Raw genomic sequence first — 18097 nt, forward strand, 5'->3', positions numbered from 1 at the left:
TCAGACAACGGTGAGGGGCAGTGGGATACCGCGGTCGGTGAACCGGAAATCGACGCCCGTGCTGAAGCGGGTGATCGCCACCTCCGGCGCTTCGGCGAACGGCTGGTCGGCGCGCGAGATCTCGGCGGTCCAGCCGTCGGGTCCCTCGTCGACGACCCGGCTCCGCAGATGCGGGTCGACTCCGCGGACCAGGGCGTCCAGCGGACCGAGCCGGTCGGGCTCGATCATCGACAACCAGCCGCGGTCGGTGCGCGCGCCGCTGCCGGCGGGGAACCGGATGCGCAGGACACCGATGCCGGGCTCGACGTCGACATCGGTGTAGTGCCGCGGATTCAGCGCCGGATGTACGCGCAACACCTGGGCGAGCGCGTCCAGATCGGTGCCCAGCCCGAGGCATGCGCGGATCCGTTCCGAGGCCACCCCGGCGATTCCGGTGAACTGTTTGCGCCCGATCTCCAGTGCGGCGGCGTCGTCGGTGCGTTCGTGCACCGCGATCATGAACCCGAGCACCAGCAGATGCTGCTGCAGGCACACCTCCTCGGCGATCCGGACCAGGGCCGAATGCGAGAAGTCGGCGAACCGTAGATCGCTGAGCAGCGGCCCGCTGTAGTCGGCGCGGCCCTCGTCGCCCGGGTCGATATCGGCCAGCGGCAGCTGCGCGGCCACCGACTCCGCCACCAGTGGCGCGTTGTGCGGCACCTCCGGCGGGGTGTGCGATTCGTCGATGATCACCGTCCACGCGCACACGGGATGCCGGTCGGCGGGGACCCGCGGCGGGCGGTGGATGGGCCGCACCTGGGCGTACTTGTTGGTGGCCAGTGCCGTGGCGTCGAAGGTGGGATCCTCGATGTCGTGGCACATGGCCGTCACATAGTCGGGACCCATCGGTTCGACGTCGACCAGGGCGCCGCAGTGGTCGAGCCAGAACTCGCCGTGGCGGGCATCGTCGACGCGGAACCGGAAGTCCATGAACTGCGGTGGCGCGCCGATATCGAGCTGTAGTCCCTTGAAGATGGTGACCACGTCGTCGCCGGTGTAACCGAGTGCCCGCTGCATCCGCCGGGTATAGACCGGGCTGGACAGCTGCCATTCCTCGATCGCGACCTCGGCCATTCCTTCCCGGCCGAACGCGGAGATGCAGTGCGCCATCCCGGACCGGTCGATCAGCTGGCCGCACAGCAGCAGTTCGGGCACCAGGACGGCCAGTTGCTCCCGGGTCAGCTCGTGGAACCTGCTGGTGGGTACGGACATCGGGGTCACCAGAGGGAGGCCGGCGCGGTGCCGATCCGGTACCACCCCGGCAGCCGGCCGGAGGTGGCCTTGGCGATCCGCGCGTTCATCCCGTCCGACATCGCCTTATCGGTCATCATCTCCAGGAACAGCGCGGAGACATTGCCGTAGTCGAAGAAGTCACGTTGCCACGACCACTGGTAGTCGCCGCCGTAGCGGAACCAGCTGCCGCCGATCCCGTTCACCGTGTACTTGCTGCCGTCGGCGCGCGGTGTGGTGTCGTAGACCTGTTTCCAGAAGCCGATCACATCGCCGCTGCGCTCGTCGATGACGAACTGCTGGTAGGGGTACTGCCAGCCCTCCAGGCCCTCCATCTCCTGGCCGAGCGCGAGATCGCGGATCTCGTCGCGGCCGACGGCCATGAATTCGTCTTTGGGGCCGTAGTTCCAGCCGTAGGTGGCGTCGGCGGTGTACATATCGGCGAGCGGCTTCCAGTCGCCGAGCTTCTCACATCGTTCGTTCTCCGCCACCCAGCGGCGCACCATCTCGTCGAGTTCGGCGCGGTCGAAACCTGTCATGGATATGTCCCTTTCGAAAAGAACCTGTCGGGGGTGGAACGGTCGGTCGCAGTGGTCATCGGGAACGAGCGGGGTCTGCGTGGTCACGGCGCGCCGGAGCCTCCGGGCCCGGCTGCGCTCAGTCCGTGTCGGCGACGAGCAGCAGGGCCTGGGTGGGGCAGTAGCGGACGGCATTGTCGACGTCGGCTTTCAGTTCGGGGCCCGGGTTCGGGTCGAGGATCTCCACCTGGCCGCGCTTGGGTACGGAGAAGACGTCCGGTGCTTCGGCGGCGCAGACGGCGTGTCCCTGGCACAGGTCCAGATCGGCCACGATTTTCATGATGTGTGCTCCCTCGGCGTGGAGTGTGCGGGGCGGTTTCACGGGGGCGGGGCGTGGCGCTCCCGGGTCGGAACCTGCCCGGTCCGAGAACGAGTTCCTCCCGGGCGACGGCCGGTCGGCCCCTCGGGAAGACACATAGCTGGACATGTGTCTGGACGCTACCATCGACAGGTGTGCCCGACAACGATTCAGCGATTTTCCCAGAATCGGCGCCGGGCGCCGAGGTGATTCGCGAATGTCGCGGGACATGCTGTCCTGACGGTTTCCGGCGGCACGAACGAGAACATGTTCTTGCGTGGTGGTGAGCGTCCGAATTATATTCCGTACACCTGTCCAGACACTTCCGGCGGAGCGGATCCGGCGGAGAAGGAGCAGCCATGAGCGACCCCACCCCCGAGTCCACCGTGCGTGAACGCGGGCTGGCCAAGATGGCGGAGGTCTACGGATGGGAATTCAAGGACGGCCCCGGCGACCATTTCGCCGTCACCGCCGACCACCTGTTCGCCGATATCTGGTCCCGCCCCGGCCTCACCCTGCGTGACCGCAGGCTGCTGCTGCTCGGGGCGCTCACCGCCCAGGGCCTGTTCGATGTCGCCGGTATCCAGATCGGCGCCGCCCTGCAGAACGAGGAACTCGACGAAACCCAGCTGCGGGAGATCGCGCTGTTCCTCTGCCACTACGTGGGCTGGCCGGCCGGCACCTCACTGGACCATGTGATCGGCGCCCAGCTCGACCAGCACGCCAAGAAGGCGAAGAAAGCCGCCGAGAACGGTCGCTGACGACCACGATCTTCCACCCGCCGGGACGCGCCACGGCCCGCCGGCCCCACCACAGACAAGGCACACGAGTATGCGTTTCGGCATCGTTCTGTTCACCAGTGACCGCGGGATCACCCCCGCCGCCGCGGCCCGGGCCGCCGAGGACCACGAATTCTCCTCCTTCTACGTCCCCGAACACACCCATATCCCGGTGAAACGCGAAGCCGCGCACCCCCAGACCGGCGACGCGTCGCTGCCCGACGACCGCTATATGCGCACTCTCGACCCGTGGGTGGCACTCGCCACCGCCGCCGCGGTCACCGAACGGATCGAACTGGCCACCGCGGTCGCGCTGCCGGTTGAACACGATCCGATCACCCTCGCCAAAACCATCGCCTCACTCGACCACCTCTCCGGCGGCCGGGTCACCCTGGGCGCGGGCTTCGGCTGGAACACCGACGAGCTGGCCGATCACGGTATACCCGGCAACAAACGGCGCACGGCCCTGCGGGAATACCTGGAGGCCATGCGGGCGCTGTGGCGTGAGGACGAGGCCGCCTACGACGGCGACTTCGTGCGGTTCGGGCCCAGCTGGGCCTGGCCCAAACCGGTCGACCGCACCGTTCCCGTCCTGATCGGCGCGGCCGGTACCGAACGGACCTGCGCCTGGATCGCGAAACACGCCGACGGCTGGATCACCACCCCGGGGGAGAACGATATCTCCGGCAGTCTGGCGACGCTGAAGAAGGCGTGGGCCGACGCCGGCCGCGAGGGTGCGCCCCGGGTGGTGGCCCTGGATTTCAAACCCGACGCCGACCGTCTGGCGTCCTGGGCCGCCGACGGTGTCACCGATGTGCTGTACGGCTTGCCGGACAAGGGCGAACCGGAGGTGCGTGCCTATCTCGAACGGTTGGCTGGCACACTGCGGAGCATGAATTCGATCACCGAGACGGGCGAGGACAGCTAGTGCGGATAGCCCTGTTGTCCTACCGCAGCAAGCCTCATTGCGGTGGGCAGGGGGTCTACGTGCGCCGCCTCAGCGCCGGACTGGCCGAACTCGGCCACGACGTGGAGGTCTTCTCCGGTCAGCCCTATCCCGCCGACCTGGATCCGCGCGTAACCCTGACCGAGGTGCCCAGCCTGGACCTCTATCGCGACGACGACCCGTTCCGCACGCCGCACCCCCGTGAGATCCGGGACCGGATCGATCTGCTGGAACTGGCCACCATGTGGACCGCCGGTTTCCCGGAACCGCGCACCTTCAGCCTGCGCGCGGCCCGCCTGCTGCGCGGACGGGTCCACGATTTCGATGTCGTGCACGACAACCAGTGTCTCGGCAATGGGCTGCTCGATATCGCGAAACGGCTGCCGCTGGTCGCCACCGTGCACCATCCCATCACCAAGGACCGCGAAGTGGACCTGGCGGCAGCAATCTGGCGGCGCAAACCGCTGGTGCGCCGCTGGTACGGCTTTCTGGGTATGCAGGAGCGCATCGCCCGGCGGATCCCCGATCTGCTCACCGTCTCCTCGTCGTCGGCCACCGATATCGCCGACGATTTCGGTGTCGATCCCGGGCAGCTCAATGTCGTGCCGCTCGGTGTGGACACCGAACTGTTCGCGCCGCGCGGTCCCCGGGTGCCGGGCCGGATCGTCGCCGTCGCCAGCGCCGACAAACCCCTCAAAGGCATCACGCATCTGCTGCAGGCGCTGACCCGGCTGCGGATCACCCACCGGGTGGAACTACAGCTGGTGGCGAAACTGGAGCCCAACGGGCCCACCGAGAAGCAGATCGCCGAACTCGGCCTCTCCGATATCGTCACGGTCCGCGCCGGGCTCACCGATACCGAACTCGCCGAGGTCCTGGCGTCGGCGGAGATCGCCTGCATCCCGTCCCTCTACGAAGGCTTCTCGCTGCCCGCGGTGGAGGCCATGGCGTCGGGGACCCCGCTGGTGGTCAGCCGCACCGGTGCGCTCCCGGAGGTCGTCGGCGAACCGGGCGTCTGCGCCGAACTCACCGAACCCGGCGATTCCGCCGAACTGGCCCGGGTGATCGGGCAGCTGCTGGATTCCCCGCAGACCCGGCAGCGGATGCAGGCCGCCGCCCGGGACCGCGCCGTCTCGGTGTTCAGCTGGGAATCGGTGGCCGCACAGACCGTGCAGGTGTACGAGCGGGCCATCGCCCGGCACACCGGATCGGCAGAATTCATCACAGGAGGCGCCTCGTGCTGACCGTCGACTTCGACCGCGCCGGGATCGGTCCGGGCGCCCGGGTCATCGATGTGGGCTGCGGCGCCGGCCGGCATTCGTTCGAGGCCTACCGCCGCGGCGCCGATGTCGTGGCCTTCGACCAGGACGCCCCCGAACTCGCCGGGGTCGCCACCATGTTCGAGGCCATGGCCCAGGCCGGGGAGGCGCCCGCCGGGGCGAAGGCCGAGGCCGTCCACGGTGACGCTCTCGACCTGCCCTACGGCGCCGGAGAGTTCGATGTCGTCATCGCCTCGGAGATCCTGGAGCACGTCCCCGCCGACGACGCCGCCATCGCCGAACTCGTGCGGGTACTGCGCCCGGGCGGGCAGCTGGTGGTGACCGTGCCGCGGTGGCTGCCCGAGCGGGTGTGCTGGGCGCTGTCGGACGAGTACCACGCGAACGAGGGCGGGCATATCCGCATCTACAAGGCGGACGAGCTGCGGGACAAGATCACCGCGCGCGGCCTGCGGCACACCCACCGCACCCATGTCCACGCCCTGCACTCGCCGTACTGGTGGATCAAATGCGCGGTGGGCGTACACAAGACCGAGCATCCGCTGGTGCGTGCCTACCATCGGATGCTGGTCTGGGACATGATGAAACAACCGGCACTGACCCGGACAGCGGAGCGGCTGCTCGACCCACTGATCGGCAAGAGCGTGGCGCTGTACTTCAGCAAGCCGGCGGTGACCCGTGCCGGCGGGTGAACTCCCCTCGGTCCCTTCGGTTCTCACCCGCCGCCAGATCCTGCAGACCGCGCAGTCCATCGCCGCCGCGCAGGAACCGGACGGCGCTATTCCGTGGTTCCCGGGCGGGCACACCGACCCCTGGGATCACATCGAATCGGCGATGGCGCTCACCGTCGCGGGGCTGCGCGACGAAGCCGTCGCCGCCTACACCTGGTCGGCGCGCACCCAGCGTCCCGACGGGTCGTGGCCCAGGCAGTTCCGTGCCGGCGAGATCGAGGACCCGGCCACCGATGTGAACTTCTGCGCCTATCTCGCCACCGGTGTCTGGCACTACCTCGCGGTCACCGGCGACACCGCGTTCGCGGCCGATCTGTGGCCGGTGGTGGCCGCCGCGATCGACCTGGTCGTCGCGAGCCAGGGTGAGCACGGTGAGATCTACTGGCTGCGCGACGGCGACAAGATCCTGCCGGAGGCGCTGGTGACCGGTTCGGCCAGTATGTACCACAGCATCGGTGCCGCCCTGGCGCTCGCGCGCCGGCTCGGCGACCCCCGCCCGGAGTGGGAGACCGCCCGCGACCGGCTCGGCACCGCGCTGCGCCATCACCCGGGGGTCTTCACCCGCAAGGACCGCTATTCGATGGACTGGTACTACCCGGTGCTGGGCGGGGCGCTGCGTGGACGGGCCGGATACGAGCGTATCGCCGAACGCTGGGACACCTTCGTGGTCGGCAATATCGGTATCCGCTGTGTCAGCGACCGGCCCTGGGTCACCGGCGCCGAAACCTGTGAACTCGTCCTGTCCCTCGACGCCCTGGGTGACCGCGACCGCGCGCTCGGCCTGCTGGCCAGCATCCAGCATCTCCGGGAGACCGACGGCTCCTACTGGACCGGGCTGGTGTACGCGGACGGGAAACGATGGCCGGTGGAACGCACCACCTGGACCGGCGCCGCGGTGATCCTGGCCGCGGATGCCCTGTCCCGGGCGAGTGCCGGCAACGGGATCTTCCGTGATCTCGCCGCCGATGCCGTCCCGGGGCGGGCGGTGCCCGTGCGGGTCACCGGCTGACGTCCGGGACGGCGCGGCCGCTCAGAGTTCGGCGAGCTTCGGCACCGCCGGGGCGAAGGTGTCCACCCATCCGGCCGGGGAGCCGCCGGGCGGCATGACGATCGCGGTGTGCACGCCGAGCTCGGCGTAACCCGCCATCTGGCGGACGAAGTCGTCGTGCGCGGTGGGGTCCGGGCTGCCCGCCAGCACGGTTTTGCGGATCCGGTCGTAATCGGTGCCCAGATCGTCGCAGTGGCGGCGCAGCACATCGAGTTTGTGCGCGACTTCCTCGGTGCTCGAGGCGAACAGATTGCAGGCGTCGCCGTAGCGGGCCACCAGCCGCAGTGTGCGCTTCTCCCCGCCGCCGCCGATCAGCACGGTGGGCCGGTGCAGCGGCTGCGGCGAACACAGTGTTTCCGCCAGCTGATAGTGCTTGCCCTCGAACGGCCCGTTGTTCTGCGGGTCCCACATCTGCGCACAGATCCGCAGCGTTTCCTCCAGCCGGTCGAACCGTTCCCCGACCGGTGGATACGGCACACCGAGCCCATGGTGTTCGCGGTCGAACCAGGCGGCCCCGATACCGAGCGCGGCGCGGCCGCCGGAGAGCACATCGAGGGTGCTGACGATCTTGGCCAGCAGCCCGGGGTGCCGGTAGGTCACACCGGTCACCAGCAGACCGAGTTCGAGCGTGGAGGTGTGCGCGGCCATGTACCCGAGGCTGGTGTAGCCCTCCAGCATGTTCGCCTCGGCGGGCAGCCCGGTCGGTTCGATCTGGAAGAAATGGTCCATGAACGACAGCCAGGTCGCCCCGGCCGCCTCCGCTGCCGCGCCGACGAGGGCCAGTTCGCCGGCGATGGCGCCGGTACCGCCGTCGATCTCGAAGATCGGAATGTGCAACCCGAGTTCCATCGGATTCGTCTCCCCTTGCCGTGGTGGATTATCCGTCGAGCACACGCTACGACCTGGAGAGCGCTCCAAGTCAAGCCGTGGCGGGCGGGTCGCGGGATGTTTCCGGCCCGATACCACACGTTCCGGCACGTGTTCGGTTCGTCGCCGGGGCGCCCTCGGTGACGGTTCCGAGCCTCGCGGTCGATCATTCGAATCGGCCTGATCCCAACCCCGCCGACCTCCGAGCGGGTGGCGCAATAGCGATATCCGCCGGGATCCGCGCTGGTCGTGTCCGTCGGCGCCCGGCGAATTGCCTCGGGTCGTCCGGCCGCGGCTCGCGGGCCGGCCGGAACTGTCCCGAAACGCCGCTATCGTCAGCGTTCATGCAGGTCAGCGATACGAACACCGAGCGGGCAGGCGGTACGGCCGGTGTCCGTCGGCTACGGGCCGACCAGGCCCGGCGCATTGCCGATATCCTTCGTCACCAGATCCACGCCGGCACCCTGGGCGATACCCTGCCCAGCGAACAGCAGCTGGCCACCGAGCACGACACCTCCCGGAACACCATCCGCGACGCTCTCGCGTTGCTGCGCGACGAAGGCCTGATCGACCGCGCGCCGCGCGTGGGCACCCGGGTGGCCGCCCGCAAATACGACCACGGGCTGGACGCGCTGCTGGGCCTGCAGGAAACCTTGGAGGGTCGCGGCACCGTCCGCAACGAGGTGCGGGCCGGACAGCTCATCACCGCGCCGCCGACGGTGGCCCGGCGGCTCGGGGTGGCTCCCGGCGAGCAGGTCGTCTATCTGGAGCGGTTGCGGTATCTCGGTGAGCAGCCGCTGAGCCTGGATCTCACCTACCTCGCTCCCGAGATCGGTGTGCGCGTCCTCGACCACGATCTCGCGCACACCGATGTCTTCGTGCTGCTCGAACAGCTCAGCGGCCGGTCCCTGGGCTCGGCCGACCTCACTGTGGAGGCGATACCCGCCGACCGGCACACCGCCGCCACCCTCGACGTCCCCGACGGAGCACCGCTGCTCATGCTCGAACGTCTCACCCGGCTCGACGACGGAACCCCCGTCGACCTGGAATACGTCCGGATGCGCGGCGATCGGATCACGCTGCGCGGCAGCCTCTCCCGCGGCATCCCCGAATGGAAGGTCCTCTAGATGGCATTGGCGAACCAGCGCACCGATATCCCCGTGACCATCGACGAATCCCTGTGCATCGAAGGCTGCACGCTGTGTGTCGAGATCTGCCCGCTCGACTCCCTGGCCATCAACCCCGACAACGGGAAAGCCTTCATGCACGTCGACGAATGCTGGTACTGCGGGCCCTGCGCCGCCCGCTGTCCCACCGGCGCCGTCACTGTCAACATGCCGTATCTCCTGAGGTAGACCTCTCATGCCCACTCTGAAACGCCTGGCCGTCCTGGCCGCCACCGCGGCGCTGGCCCTCACCGGGTGCTCGCTGGAAGAAGCCGCGGCCGGCGATACCGTCACCGTCGTCGTCGGCTATCAGTCCAAAACCATCAACACCGTCACCGCGGGGACCCTGCTGCGCGCCCAGGGGTATCTGGAGCAGCGGTTGCGGCAGATCACCGACAACGGCGGCCCCGTCTACAAGGTCGAATGGCAGGACTACGACACCGGCGCCCCGATCACCGCCCAGATGGTGGCCGAGAAAATCGATATCGGCTCCATGGGCGACTATCCGCTGCTGATCAACGGATCCCGCACCCAGGCCGGGGAACGGTCCCGCACCGAATTCCTGTCCGTCACCGGCTACAACCCCAAGGGCGCGCTGAACATGGTGGTCGTACCGCCGGACTCGCCGCTGACCGGAGTCGATGAGCTGGCCGGGAAGAAGGTGTCGGCCAGTGTCGGTTCCGCCGGCCACGGCACCCTGGTGCAGGCCCTCACCCGCGCCGGGGTCGATCCGGTGGCCGGTGTGGAGGTGCTGAACCAGCAGCCGCAGGTGGGTGCCTCGGCGCTGGAATCGGGCCAGGTAGCCGCTCTGTCCCAGTTCGTTGCGTGGCCGGGGCTGCTGGTGTTCCAGGACAAGGCGAAACTGCTCTACGACGGCGCCGAACTGAATGTGCCGACCTTCCACGGCGTGGTCGCCCGCGAGCACTACACCGCCGACCATCCCGAGGTGGTGGATGCCTTCCTGCAGGCCCAGCTCGACGCCACGGAATTCCTGTGGCAGCAGCCGCTGGAGGCGGCGCGGATCGTGGCCGAGGATTCGGATCTGCCGCAGGAGGTCGTGTATCTCTACAACGGCCCGGGCGGCACCTCCTTCGACACCACCCTGAAACCGAGCCTGATCTCGGCCTTCAAAGACGATGTGCGGTACCTGAAGTCGATCGGCGATTTCGCCGACCTCGATATCGACGGCTTCGTCGACGACCAGCGCCTGCGCGCGGCCTTCGCCGCCCGCGGCCAGGACTATGAGAAGGCGCTCGCCGACACCGCCAACCACACCGCCGGTTCCGGTACCGAACTGTGGCTCGACGGCCAGGACACCACGCGCCCCGCCGGAAATCCCACCGAACTGCTGCGCGCCGTCGCGGCCGCCCGTGCCGCGGGATCGACGGTTCGTGCCGCCTATATCGTCGACACCGAGCTCGGCACCCGCTGGTTCGCGGACAAGGCGGTCTGGCTGCGCGACGGAAACACCTTCCTGCCCTTCACCACACAGGCGGCAGCGCTTCGCCACCGCCAGGCCCATCCCACCGCCGTCCCGGTGACCTACGACCAAGCCGTCGCCGAGGTCCGGTCATGACCGCGGCCACCACCCTCACTCCCGCCCCGGCGGTCGCGGCGCCCGCGCCGTCGCGCCGCCCCGGGCGCACGGTGTGGCCGGGCCGGCTGCTGCGGGTCGGTTCCGTGCTGGCCGCTATCCTGCTCTGGCAGGTCCTGACCACCGCCGATATCCGGTTGTGGCTACGCTTCGACACCCTGCCCTCGGTGACCGAGGTGCTCACCGCGTTCGGTCGCCAACTCGGCACCGATGTCTACTACCTGGATCTGGCGCAATCCCTGATCCGCATCCTCACCGGATTCGGTATCGCCACCGTGCTCGGCGTGACCAGCGGTATCGCGCTGGGCCGGTCCCGCCTGTTCGCCGGAATCCTGGGCCCGCTCACCGAACTGGCCCGGCCCGTCCCGGCCATCGCGGTCGTCCCGATCGCCATCCTGCTGTTCCCCGACGACGAAGCCGGCATCGTGTTCATCACCGGCCTGGCCGCCTACTTCCCGATCATGGTCAGCACCCGCCACGCGGTCCGTGCGCTACCCACCCTGTGGGAGGACTCGGTACGCACGCTCGGCGGCAACCGGTGGGATGTGCTGCTTCGGGTGGTGTTCCCCGGGGCGCTGCCGGGGATCTTCGGCGGACTGTCGGTCGGGATCGGGGTGGCCTGGATCTGCCTGGTGTCCGCGGAGATGATCTCCGGCCGCCTCGGTGTCGGCTACCGCACCTGGCAGGCCTACACCATCGTCGACTATCCGGGTGTCTTCGTCGGGATCGTCACCATCGGCGTCCTCGGTTTCGGTACCTCCGCGGCGATCGAACTCCTCGGCCGCCGGGTCACCCGCTGGCTGCCGCGGGGAGAGGAGAACAACCGATGACCATCACCCTCACCAGCGAAACCCCCGCGTCCGGTACCGGCGCACCGGGCATGAGTCTGCGGCTCGACGAGATCTCGCTGTCCTACACCGGCGACCCGGTGATCGACCGGTTGTCGCTGGACGTGCGGCCCGGCGAGATCCTCGTACTCACCGGGCCGTCCGGCTGCGGGAAGTCCACGGTCCTGCGCGCTCTGGCCGGGCTACTGCCGCCGGATTCCGGCCGTGTCCTCGCCGACGGCGAACCCGTCACCACCACCTCCCGTGACCGCGCGGTGGTGTTCCAGGACAACGCCCTGCTGCCGTGGCGCAGTGTGCGCGCCAATATCGAATTGGCGCTGCGGTTACGGGGCGAACCGAAGGCGGGGCGCCGCGCCGCGGCCGACCGCTGGATCGAGGAGGTCGGCCTCACCGGGTTCGCCGATTTTCTGCCCAAGAGCCTGTCCGGGGGTATGCGGCAACGCGTCCAACTCGCCCGTGGCCTCGCCGGCGCCCCGCGCGCGGTGATGATGGACGAACCGTTCGGTGCCCTGGACACCCAGACCCGTGCCACCATGCAGCGGCTGCTGATCGAGACCTGGCGCACCCATCCCACCACCATCGTCTTCGTCACCCACGATGTGGACGAGGCGTTGCTGCTCGGCGACCGGATCGCCGTGCTGGGCCGTGCCGGGAAACCGCTGCGCGCCCTGATCGATGTGCCGAATCCGCGCGCGGCCGCCGATCGGCAGCCGCAGCGCGGCCGACTCGTGGAGGCCCTGTCGTGACCGCACCCACCCTGCTCGCGGCGCCGGATCTCGCCGACACCGTGCGCTTGGACTGCGATGTGCTGGTCATCGGCGGCGGTACGGCCGGAACCATGGCCGCGCTCACCGCCGCCGAACAGGGCGCGAACGTCCTGCTGCTGGAGAAAGCGCACGTCCGGCATTCCGGTGCGCTGGCCATGGGTATGGACGGCGTCAACAATGCCGTCATCCCCGGGAAGGCCGAACCTGAGGACTACGTCGCCGAGATCACTCGCGCCAACGACGGCATCGTCGACCAGCGCACCGTGTACCAGACCGCGACCCGCGGGTTCGCCATGGTGCAGCGGCTGGAGAAGTACGGCGTCAAATTCGAGAAGGACGAATACGGCGAGTACGCGGTCCGTCGGGTGCATCGCTCGGGCTCCTACGTGCTGCCGATGCCCGAGGGCAAGGATGTGAAGAAGGCCCTCTACCGAGTGCTGCGGCAACGGAAGATGCGGGAGAAGATCCGGATCGAGAACCGGCTGATGCCGGTACGGGTGCTCACCGACGGCGGCCGGGCGGTCGGGGCGGCGGCACTGAACACGCGTACCGGTGAGTTCGTCACGGTCGGGGCGAAAGCCGTGATCCTCGCGACGGGCCCGTGCGGTCGGCTGGGGCTCCCGGCCTCGGGCTACCTGTACGGCACGTACGAGAATCCCACCAACGCCGGGGACGGCTATTCGATGGCCTATCACGCGGGCGCCGAGCTCAGCGGTATCGAATGCTTTCAGATCAATCCGCTGATCAAGGACTACAACGGTCCCGCCTGCGCCTATGTCGCCAACCCGTTCGGCGGATACCAGGTCAATGCGCAGGGGGAGCGGTTCGTCGATTCCGACTACTGGTCGGGGCAGATGATCGCCGAGGTCAAACGGGAGATCGACTCCGCGCGCGGACCCATCTACCTGAAGGTGTCGCATCTGCCCGACGAGACGCTGACCGCGCTCGAGGACATCCTGCACACCACCGAACGCCCCACCCGCGGCACCTTCCACGCCAACCGCGGCCACGACTACCGCACCCACGATATCGAGATGCACATCTCCGAAATCGGATTGTGCGGTGGGCATTCCGCCTCCGGGGTCTGGGTGGACGAGAACGCCCGCACCACGGTGCCCGGCCTGTACGCGGCCGGTGATCTGGCGTGTGTGCCACACAACTACATGATCGGGGCGTTCGTGTTCGGCGAACTCGCCGGCGCGCACGCCGCCGCCACCCTGGCCGAGACCGCGGCGCCCGCCGCGCTGCCCGCCGATCAGATCGCCGCCGCGCACGAACTGGTGTACCGGCCGCTGCGGCATCCCGACGGCCCACCGCAACCGCAGGTCGAATACAAACTGCGCCGGTTCGTCAACGACTATGTGGCGCCGCCGAAAACCGCCGCGAAACTGTCGCTGGCGGTGGAAACCTTCGAACGGATGCGCGGCGATCTCGCCGAGATGGGCGCCCGCACCCCGCACGAACTCATGCGGGCCGCCGAAGTGTCGTTCATCCGTGATTGCGCGGAAATGGCCGCCCGCAGTTCGCTGACCCGGACCGAATCCCGCTGGGGCCTCTACCACGAACGTGCCGACCTCCCGGAACGCGACGACGATGCCTGGCGCTACCACCTGAACCTGCGCAAGGCCGCCGACGGCACCATGGAGTTCCTCAAACGGCCGGTCGCCCCGTATCTGGTGCCCGTGCCCGGGCTGGACGATCTCCCGTCCCAGGGCGAACCGGTGCCGGTCGAGCAGCCCGAACTCGTCGGTCACCGCCGCGCCCCGAGCGTCGCGGCCCCGACATCCCGGGCCGCGGTCCCGGAGCCGGCTGCGGTCGCCTCACCCCGGTTGCTCGCGCTGCTGGCGCTGGACGCGCCCACCGCCGGGCAACTGTCGGCCTACCTGTCCGATACCGACGAACGGGTCCGGGTCGCCGCGATCGCGGCACTCACCGAGAACACCCCGGACGGTTTCGCGGCGCTGCTGGTCGGCGCGCTCGACGACGGTGCGGCGCCGGTGCGGGCCGCGGCCGCGGCCGCGCTGCGTGAACTGGTGGAGGTGCTGCCGTCCGCCGACGGTCTCGCCGAACGGTTGACGTCGCCCGATCCGGTCGTGCGGGCGGTGGTTCTCGACCTGCTGCGCGCGGCGCGCGCCGGTGCGGCCGCCGACTACCGGGCGGCACTGGCCGACCCCGACCACCGGGTGCGGATCGCCGCGGTGCGGGCGCTGGTCTCCCTCGACGAATACGATGCGCTGGCCGCCGCGGCCGCCGACGCCAACCGTGAGGTGCGGATCGCGGCTGCGCAGGGCCTTGCCACCATCGGCACCGGCGGCGCGGACACCATCCGCGGGCTGGTGACCGATCGTGACCCGCTGGTCCGGGCGGCGGCTCTGGCCGCCTTCGCCGATATCGGCGCCACCGAATCCGATATCGCGTCCTGCGCCGGGGCATTGCGGGATACCGCCTGGCAGGTACGGGTGGGGGCGGCCAGAGGGCTCGCCGGCGCCGAACCCGGCCCGGCCGTCCCCGAACTGGCCGCCGCGCTCACCGACCCGCACCTGGATGTGCGCAAGGCCGCGGTACTCGCCCTGGCCTCGTGGCCCGGCCACGAACCGGCCCGGGACCTGCTCCGCCACGCCGTCGACGATCCGGACGCCGATGTCCGCGCCTACGCCCGCCGCGCCGTGACGAACTGAAACCGGCCGGCCCGCGCCCCCTCTCGACTCGGCGCGGGCCGGCCGGGTTCAGCCGCGGCGTGCCGTGGCGAGCAGTTCGGCCACGGTCGCCAGCTTCACCCGGGGGCGTCCCGCCGCCGCGCCCGCGGCGCGCTCGGCGCGATCCACCGCCTGCCACGCGGTACGGTCGACCACATCGGGTTGCCGGGCCCGCACCAGATCCGCCAGCGCGGCCCGGTCCCGGACCGGGGTGGGCAGCACACCGGCCGTGAAATCGTCGAGTATCGCGGCCACCGTCTCCTCGGCATCGCCCCGGTTGGAGCCGATCACCCCGCGTGGCCCCCGTTTGATCCAGCCCGCCGCATACACACCGGGGACCGGCACGCCCGCCGGATCGACCACCCGTCCGCCGACCGTGGGCAGCACGCCCTGCCGGTGGTCGAACGGTAGCCCGCCGACCGGTTCACCCCGGTACCCGACCGCCCGCACCACCAGTGACGTATCGAGTTCATCGGTGTCCTCGGTCGGCCGCGCGGTCGGCGCGGCGACCGGGCCGGTGAGCTCGTTGCGTACGTACCGCAGCGCCCGCACCCGATCCGCGCCCACGATTTCGGTGGGGGAGACGCAGTACCGGAACACGATCCGCTTGTTGCCGTCCCGCGGCGAGCGGCCCGCGAACTCTTCGGCGGTCGCTAGTTTCAACCCGAGTTCGTACGGTGCCTCTGTCCCCGCCCGGTAGGCCTGCGCGGCCTCGTCGAACACCAGGTCGCCCGGGGCCACGACGATATCGACGCCGTCGAGCTGCCCGAGTGCCCGGAACTCCGGCGCGGTGTAGGCCGCCTGGAGCACCCCGCGGCGGCCGAGGATCACGACCTCACGGATCGCGCTCTCGCGTAACGCGGCCAGTGCGTGATCGGCGATATCGGTTCGGGCCAGCTCGTCGGGGTCCATGGTGAGCACTCGCGCGATATCCAGGGCCACGTTCCCGTTGCCGACGATCACCGCACGGTCACCGGACAGATCGAATACCCGGTCGGCGTAGCCGGGGTTCCCGTTGTACCAGGCCACGAATTCGGTGGCCGAGACACTGCCCGCCAGATCTTCCCCGGGAATATCGAGGCGCCGGTCGGCGGGCGCGCCGACCGCGTAGATCACCGCGTGCGCGCTCTCGCGCAGTTCGGCGTGGCCGATATGGGTGCCGATCTCGGTGTTCAGATACATCTGCAGCGCATCGCGTTTGAATGCGGACGCGAACATATCGGTGACACCACGGGTCTGGGCGTGATCCGGCGCGACCCCGTAGCGGGCCAGGCCCCAGGGGGTGGGCAGCCGGTCGAACATCTCCACTTCGACCGGTCCGGCGACGAGCAGTTGCTCGGCGGCGTAGCAGGCGGCCGGGCCGGTGCCCACGATCGCCACCCGCAGGGTCCCGAGGTCCTTGGCCAGGCGCCGCACCGGCGGCGGAGCGGACATATCCGGTTCCAGTGGATGCCGGGCGAAGAAGCCCGCGTTGATGTCCCGGAATCCGTCGAGATGCGCGGGCAGATCCTCTTCGGCGTAGATGGCGTCCACCGGACACGCCTCGTAACAGGCCCCGCAGTCGATGCAGGTATCCGGGTCGATGTAGAGCATCTCCGCGGACGCGAACCGCGGATCGCCGGGGCGCGGCCGGATGCAGTCCACCGGGCATTCGGCCACGCAACTGCCGTCGTTGCAGCACCGCTGGGTGATGACGTAGGCCATCGTCACTCATGCCGTCTGCCGGCGGCGGTATCGCACCCGGCACGGCTGCTGCAGTTGCACGACCATCTTCGAGTGATCGTTGCGGTAGGACTCCGACGGCTGCACCATCTCGAATTCCCAGTCCCGCAGCAGTACCGAGAAGATCGCCTTGAGCTGCATCAGCGCGAACGCGGCGCCGACGCAGCGGTGGCGTCCGGCCCCGAACGGGATCCAGGTCCAGCGGTTGACCAGATCTTCCTGGTTGGGGTCGATATAGCGGCCGGGATCGAAACTGTCCGGGTTCGGGAAGTCCTCGGGCAGCCGGTTGGAGATCGCCGGTGTCGCCGCCACATGATCGCCGGGCTCGATCCGGTTTCCGCATACCTCGAACTCGCCTTGGGCGACCCGCATCAGGATGATGAGCGGGGGATGCAGCCGCAGCGTCTCCTTGAGCACCGCCTCCAGCTGCGGGATCTGGCGTAGGGCGTGGAAGCTCACTTCCTGGCCGTCGGCGTAGAGCTCGTCGAGTTCCTTCACGACTCCGGACAGCACTTCCGGATGCCGCAGCAGTTCGATCACCGACCAGGCGGCGGTGCCCGAGGTGGTGTGGTGGCCGGCGAACATCATCGAGATGAAGATGCCGGTGACCTCGCTGGCGCTGAAATGCGGGGTGCCGTCCTCTTTCTTCACCGAGACCAGCACATCGAGCAGGTCGCGATCCTCTTTGTCGGCGGGCGGGTTCGCGATCCGCCCGTTCATGATTTCCTGGACGAGTTCGACCAGCGCGGCCCTGGATTCGTCGCGGATCCGGAAGCTCTCGATCGGCATGTACGGGTCCACATACGCCAGCGCGTCGGTACCGCGTTCCAGGTTGTGGTAGAGGTGCGCGAACCGGCTGTCGAGTTCCTCGCGGAACTTCGTCCCGATCAGGCAGGCCGAGGAGGTGTAGATGGTGAGTTCGGCGAAAAAGTCGAGGAGATCGATCTCGCCCTCGTCACCCCAGCCCGCCAGCATCCGGTCGACCTCTTTTTCGATGGTCGCCGCGTGTCCGCGCATCTGGTCGCCGCGCAGCGCGGAGTTGTGCAGCATCTCCTTGCGCCGTTCCGGGCTGGCGTCGAATACCACGCCCTCGCCGAAGATCGGCTTCATGAAGGGGTAGGCGGCGGCCTGGTCGAGGTCCTCGTCGGCGGCGCGGAAGAAGAATTCGTTCGCTTCGGCGCCGGTGAGCAGGACGACGTGGCGTCCGGCGAGCTCGAACTGGCCGACGTCCCCGCATTCCTCCCGCACCCGGCGCATCAGCGCGATCGGGTCGGTGCGGAATTCCTCCAGGTGGCCGTGTTCGTGTTCGCCTCCGGACACCCGCGGCGGTTTCACCGAAGTCATGTGGAAATCCTTCCCCAGATTACTGTCCAGGATCTATGGTAGACACCTGTCTGGACAGTACTACGGGGTGTTGCGCGCAAGCAAGGTGTGCCGCCTCTCGCCGCCCCCGGCGCGCCGTCAGGATGCCATACTGACCGGACACCTGTACGGAATAGTGTTCGGCCTAG

At 69.0% G+C, this 18097-nt stretch carries 17 protein-coding genes; 11 read left to right on the plus strand and 6 right to left on the minus strand.

The window, feature by feature from the left end:
* From NF4_RS10830 to NF4_RS10840, 3 genes are all read right to left on the minus strand, one after another.
* Nucleotides 1–1251 carry a hypothetical protein gene (locus NF4_RS10830; protein WP_063127386.1) on the minus strand — a complete coding sequence of 417 codons (1251 nt, stop codon included), beginning with the start codon at nt 1249–1251 and terminating at the stop codon, nt 1–3.
* A gap of 5 nt (nt 1252–1256) precedes the next feature.
* Nucleotides 1257–1808 (minus strand): nuclear transport factor 2-like protein, encoded by a 552-nt coding sequence (locus NF4_RS10835; RefSeq protein ID WP_063127138.1) that lies wholly within the window; start codon nt 1806–1808, stop codon nt 1257–1259.
* A 118-nt stretch (nt 1809–1926) separates the two neighbouring features.
* Nucleotides 1927–2127 (minus strand): ferredoxin, encoded by a 201-nt coding sequence (locus NF4_RS10840; RefSeq protein WP_030519976.1) that lies wholly within the window; start codon nt 2125–2127, stop codon nt 1927–1929.
* A 377-nt stretch (nt 2128–2504) separates the two neighbouring features.
* On the opposite strand from NF4_RS10840, the gene NF4_RS10845 reads away from it, so the two are divergent.
* The 5 genes from NF4_RS10845 (at nt 2505) to NF4_RS10865 (ending at nt 6887) form a co-directional block, all read left to right on the plus strand.
* Nucleotides 2505–2906, plus strand: coding sequence for a carboxymuconolactone decarboxylase family protein (locus NF4_RS10845; RefSeq protein WP_063127139.1), 402 nt, complete (start codon nt 2505–2507; stop codon nt 2904–2906).
* 70 nt (nt 2907–2976) lie between these two features.
* Nucleotides 2977–3852: a TIGR03619 family F420-dependent LLM class oxidoreductase gene (locus NF4_RS10850; protein WP_063127140.1), complete on the plus strand. Its 876-nt coding sequence runs from the start codon at nt 2977–2979 to the stop codon at nt 3850–3852.
* On the plus strand, nt 3852–5114 hold the full coding sequence (locus NF4_RS10855; protein WP_063127141.1) for a glycosyltransferase family 4 protein: 1263 nt from the start codon (nt 3852–3854) through the stop codon (nt 5112–5114). Before NF4_RS10850 ends, NF4_RS10855 begins: the two co-directional genes overlap by 1 nt.
* Nucleotides 5108–5839, plus strand: a complete 732-nt coding sequence (locus NF4_RS10860) for a class I SAM-dependent methyltransferase (protein WP_063127142.1) — start codon at nt 5108–5110, stop codon at nt 5837–5839. The genes NF4_RS10855 and NF4_RS10860 overlap by 7 nt, the downstream gene beginning before the upstream one ends.
* On the plus strand, nt 5826–6887 hold the full coding sequence (locus NF4_RS10865; RefSeq protein WP_063127143.1) for a glucosidase family protein: 1062 nt from the start codon (nt 5826–5828) through the stop codon (nt 6885–6887). Before NF4_RS10860 ends, NF4_RS10865 begins: the two co-directional genes overlap by 14 nt.
* Nucleotides 6888–6908: 21 nt before the next feature.
* On the opposite strand, the gene NF4_RS10870 is transcribed toward NF4_RS10865, so the two are convergent.
* The gene (locus NF4_RS10870) at nt 6909–7775 is read right to left on the minus strand and encodes an LLM class F420-dependent oxidoreductase (RefSeq protein ID WP_063127144.1); all 867 of its coding nucleotides are present in this window, start codon (nt 7773–7775) and stop codon (nt 6909–6911) included.
* Between the two features lie 362 nt (nt 7776–8137).
* Between NF4_RS10870 and NF4_RS10875 the strand changes: the two genes are divergently transcribed.
* Genes NF4_RS10875 through NF4_RS10900 form a run of 6 tightly spaced genes read left to right on the plus strand, consistent with a single transcriptional unit; the run spans nt 8138 to nt 14846 of the window.
* Entirely contained in the window at nt 8138–8920 is a 783-nt protein-coding gene (locus NF4_RS10875; RefSeq protein WP_063127145.1) for a GntR family transcriptional regulator, read from the plus strand.
* Nucleotides 8921–9148 (plus strand): 4Fe-4S dicluster domain-containing protein, encoded by a 228-nt coding sequence (locus NF4_RS10880; protein WP_033246130.1) that lies wholly within the window; start codon nt 8921–8923, stop codon nt 9146–9148. It abuts the gene before it with no gap.
* A 7-nt stretch (nt 9149–9155) separates the two neighbouring features.
* Nucleotides 9156–10535, plus strand: a complete 1380-nt coding sequence (locus NF4_RS10885) for an ABC transporter substrate-binding protein (RefSeq protein ID WP_063127146.1) — start codon at nt 9156–9158, stop codon at nt 10533–10535.
* Nucleotides 10532–11383, plus strand: coding sequence for an ABC transporter permease (locus NF4_RS10890; RefSeq protein ID WP_063127147.1), 852 nt, complete (start codon nt 10532–10534; stop codon nt 11381–11383). The genes NF4_RS10885 and NF4_RS10890 overlap by 4 nt, the downstream gene beginning before the upstream one ends.
* Nucleotides 11380–12147 (plus strand): ABC transporter ATP-binding protein, encoded by a 768-nt coding sequence (locus NF4_RS10895; protein WP_063127148.1) that lies wholly within the window; start codon nt 11380–11382, stop codon nt 12145–12147. The genes NF4_RS10890 and NF4_RS10895 overlap by 4 nt, the downstream gene beginning before the upstream one ends.
* Complete coding sequence (locus NF4_RS10900) at nt 12144–14846, plus strand: fumarate reductase/succinate dehydrogenase flavoprotein subunit (RefSeq protein WP_063127149.1); 2703 nt, start codon at nt 12144–12146, stop codon at nt 14844–14846. Before NF4_RS10895 ends, NF4_RS10900 begins: the two co-directional genes overlap by 4 nt.
* 48 nt (nt 14847–14894) lie before the next feature.
* On the opposite strand, the gene NF4_RS10905 is transcribed toward NF4_RS10900, so the two are convergent.
* Nucleotides 14895–16568 carry a 4Fe-4S binding protein gene (locus NF4_RS10905; RefSeq protein WP_063127387.1) on the minus strand — a complete coding sequence of 558 codons (1674 nt, stop codon included), beginning with the start codon at nt 16566–16568 and terminating at the stop codon, nt 14895–14897.
* A 6-nt stretch (nt 16569–16574) separates the two neighbouring features.
* A complete protein-coding gene (gene cyp51 / locus NF4_RS10910; RefSeq protein ID WP_063127150.1) occupies nt 16575–17930 on the minus strand; it encodes a lanosterol 14-alpha demethylase in 1356 nt (451 codons plus the stop codon).
* Nucleotides 17931–18097: the final 167 nt, after the last annotated feature.

The sequence above is a fragment of the Nocardia fusca NBRC 14340 genome (assembly GCF_001618425.1).
Classification (GTDB): Bacteria; Actinomycetota; Actinomycetes; order Mycobacteriales; family Mycobacteriaceae; genus Nocardia; species Nocardia fusca.

Coding starts and splice junctions, on each gene's coding strand:
- NF4_RS10885 (WP_063127146.1), top strand. CDS start 9,156: ATGCCCACTCTGAAACGCCTGGCCGTCCTGGCCGCCACCGCGGCGCTG.
- NF4_RS10845 (WP_063127139.1), top strand. CDS start 2,505: ATGAGCGACCCCACCCCCGAGTCCACCGTGCGTGAACGCGGGCTGGCC.
- NF4_RS10850 (WP_063127140.1), top strand. CDS start 2,977: ATGCGTTTCGGCATCGTTCTGTTCACCAGTGACCGCGGGATCACCCCC.
- cyp51 (WP_063127150.1), bottom strand. CDS start 17,930: ATGACTTCGGTGAAACCGCCGCGGGTGTCCGGAGGCGAACACGAACAC.
- NF4_RS10830 (WP_063127386.1), bottom strand. CDS start 1,251: ATGTCCGTACCCACCAGCAGGTTCCACGAGCTGACCCGGGAGCAACTG.
- NF4_RS10905 (WP_063127387.1), bottom strand. CDS start 16,568: ATGGCCTACGTCATCACCCAGCGGTGCTGCAACGACGGCAGTTGCGTG.
- NF4_RS10880 (WP_033246130.1), top strand. CDS start 8,921: ATGGCATTGGCGAACCAGCGCACCGATATCCCCGTGACCATCGACGAA.
- NF4_RS10890 (WP_063127147.1), top strand. CDS start 10,532: ATGACCGCGGCCACCACCCTCACTCCCGCCCCGGCGGTCGCGGCGCCC.
- NF4_RS10840 (WP_030519976.1), bottom strand. CDS start 2,127: ATGAAAATCGTGGCCGATCTGGACCTGTGCCAGGGACACGCCGTCTGC.
- NF4_RS10870 (WP_063127144.1), bottom strand. CDS start 7,775: ATGGAACTCGGGTTGCACATTCCGATCTTCGAGATCGACGGCGGTACC.
- NF4_RS10895 (WP_063127148.1), top strand. CDS start 11,380: ATGACCATCACCCTCACCAGCGAAACCCCCGCGTCCGGTACCGGCGCA.
- NF4_RS10835 (WP_063127138.1), bottom strand. CDS start 1,808: ATGACAGGTTTCGACCGCGCCGAACTCGACGAGATGGTGCGCCGCTGG.
- NF4_RS10875 (WP_063127145.1), top strand. CDS start 8,138: ATGCAGGTCAGCGATACGAACACCGAGCGGGCAGGCGGTACGGCCGGT.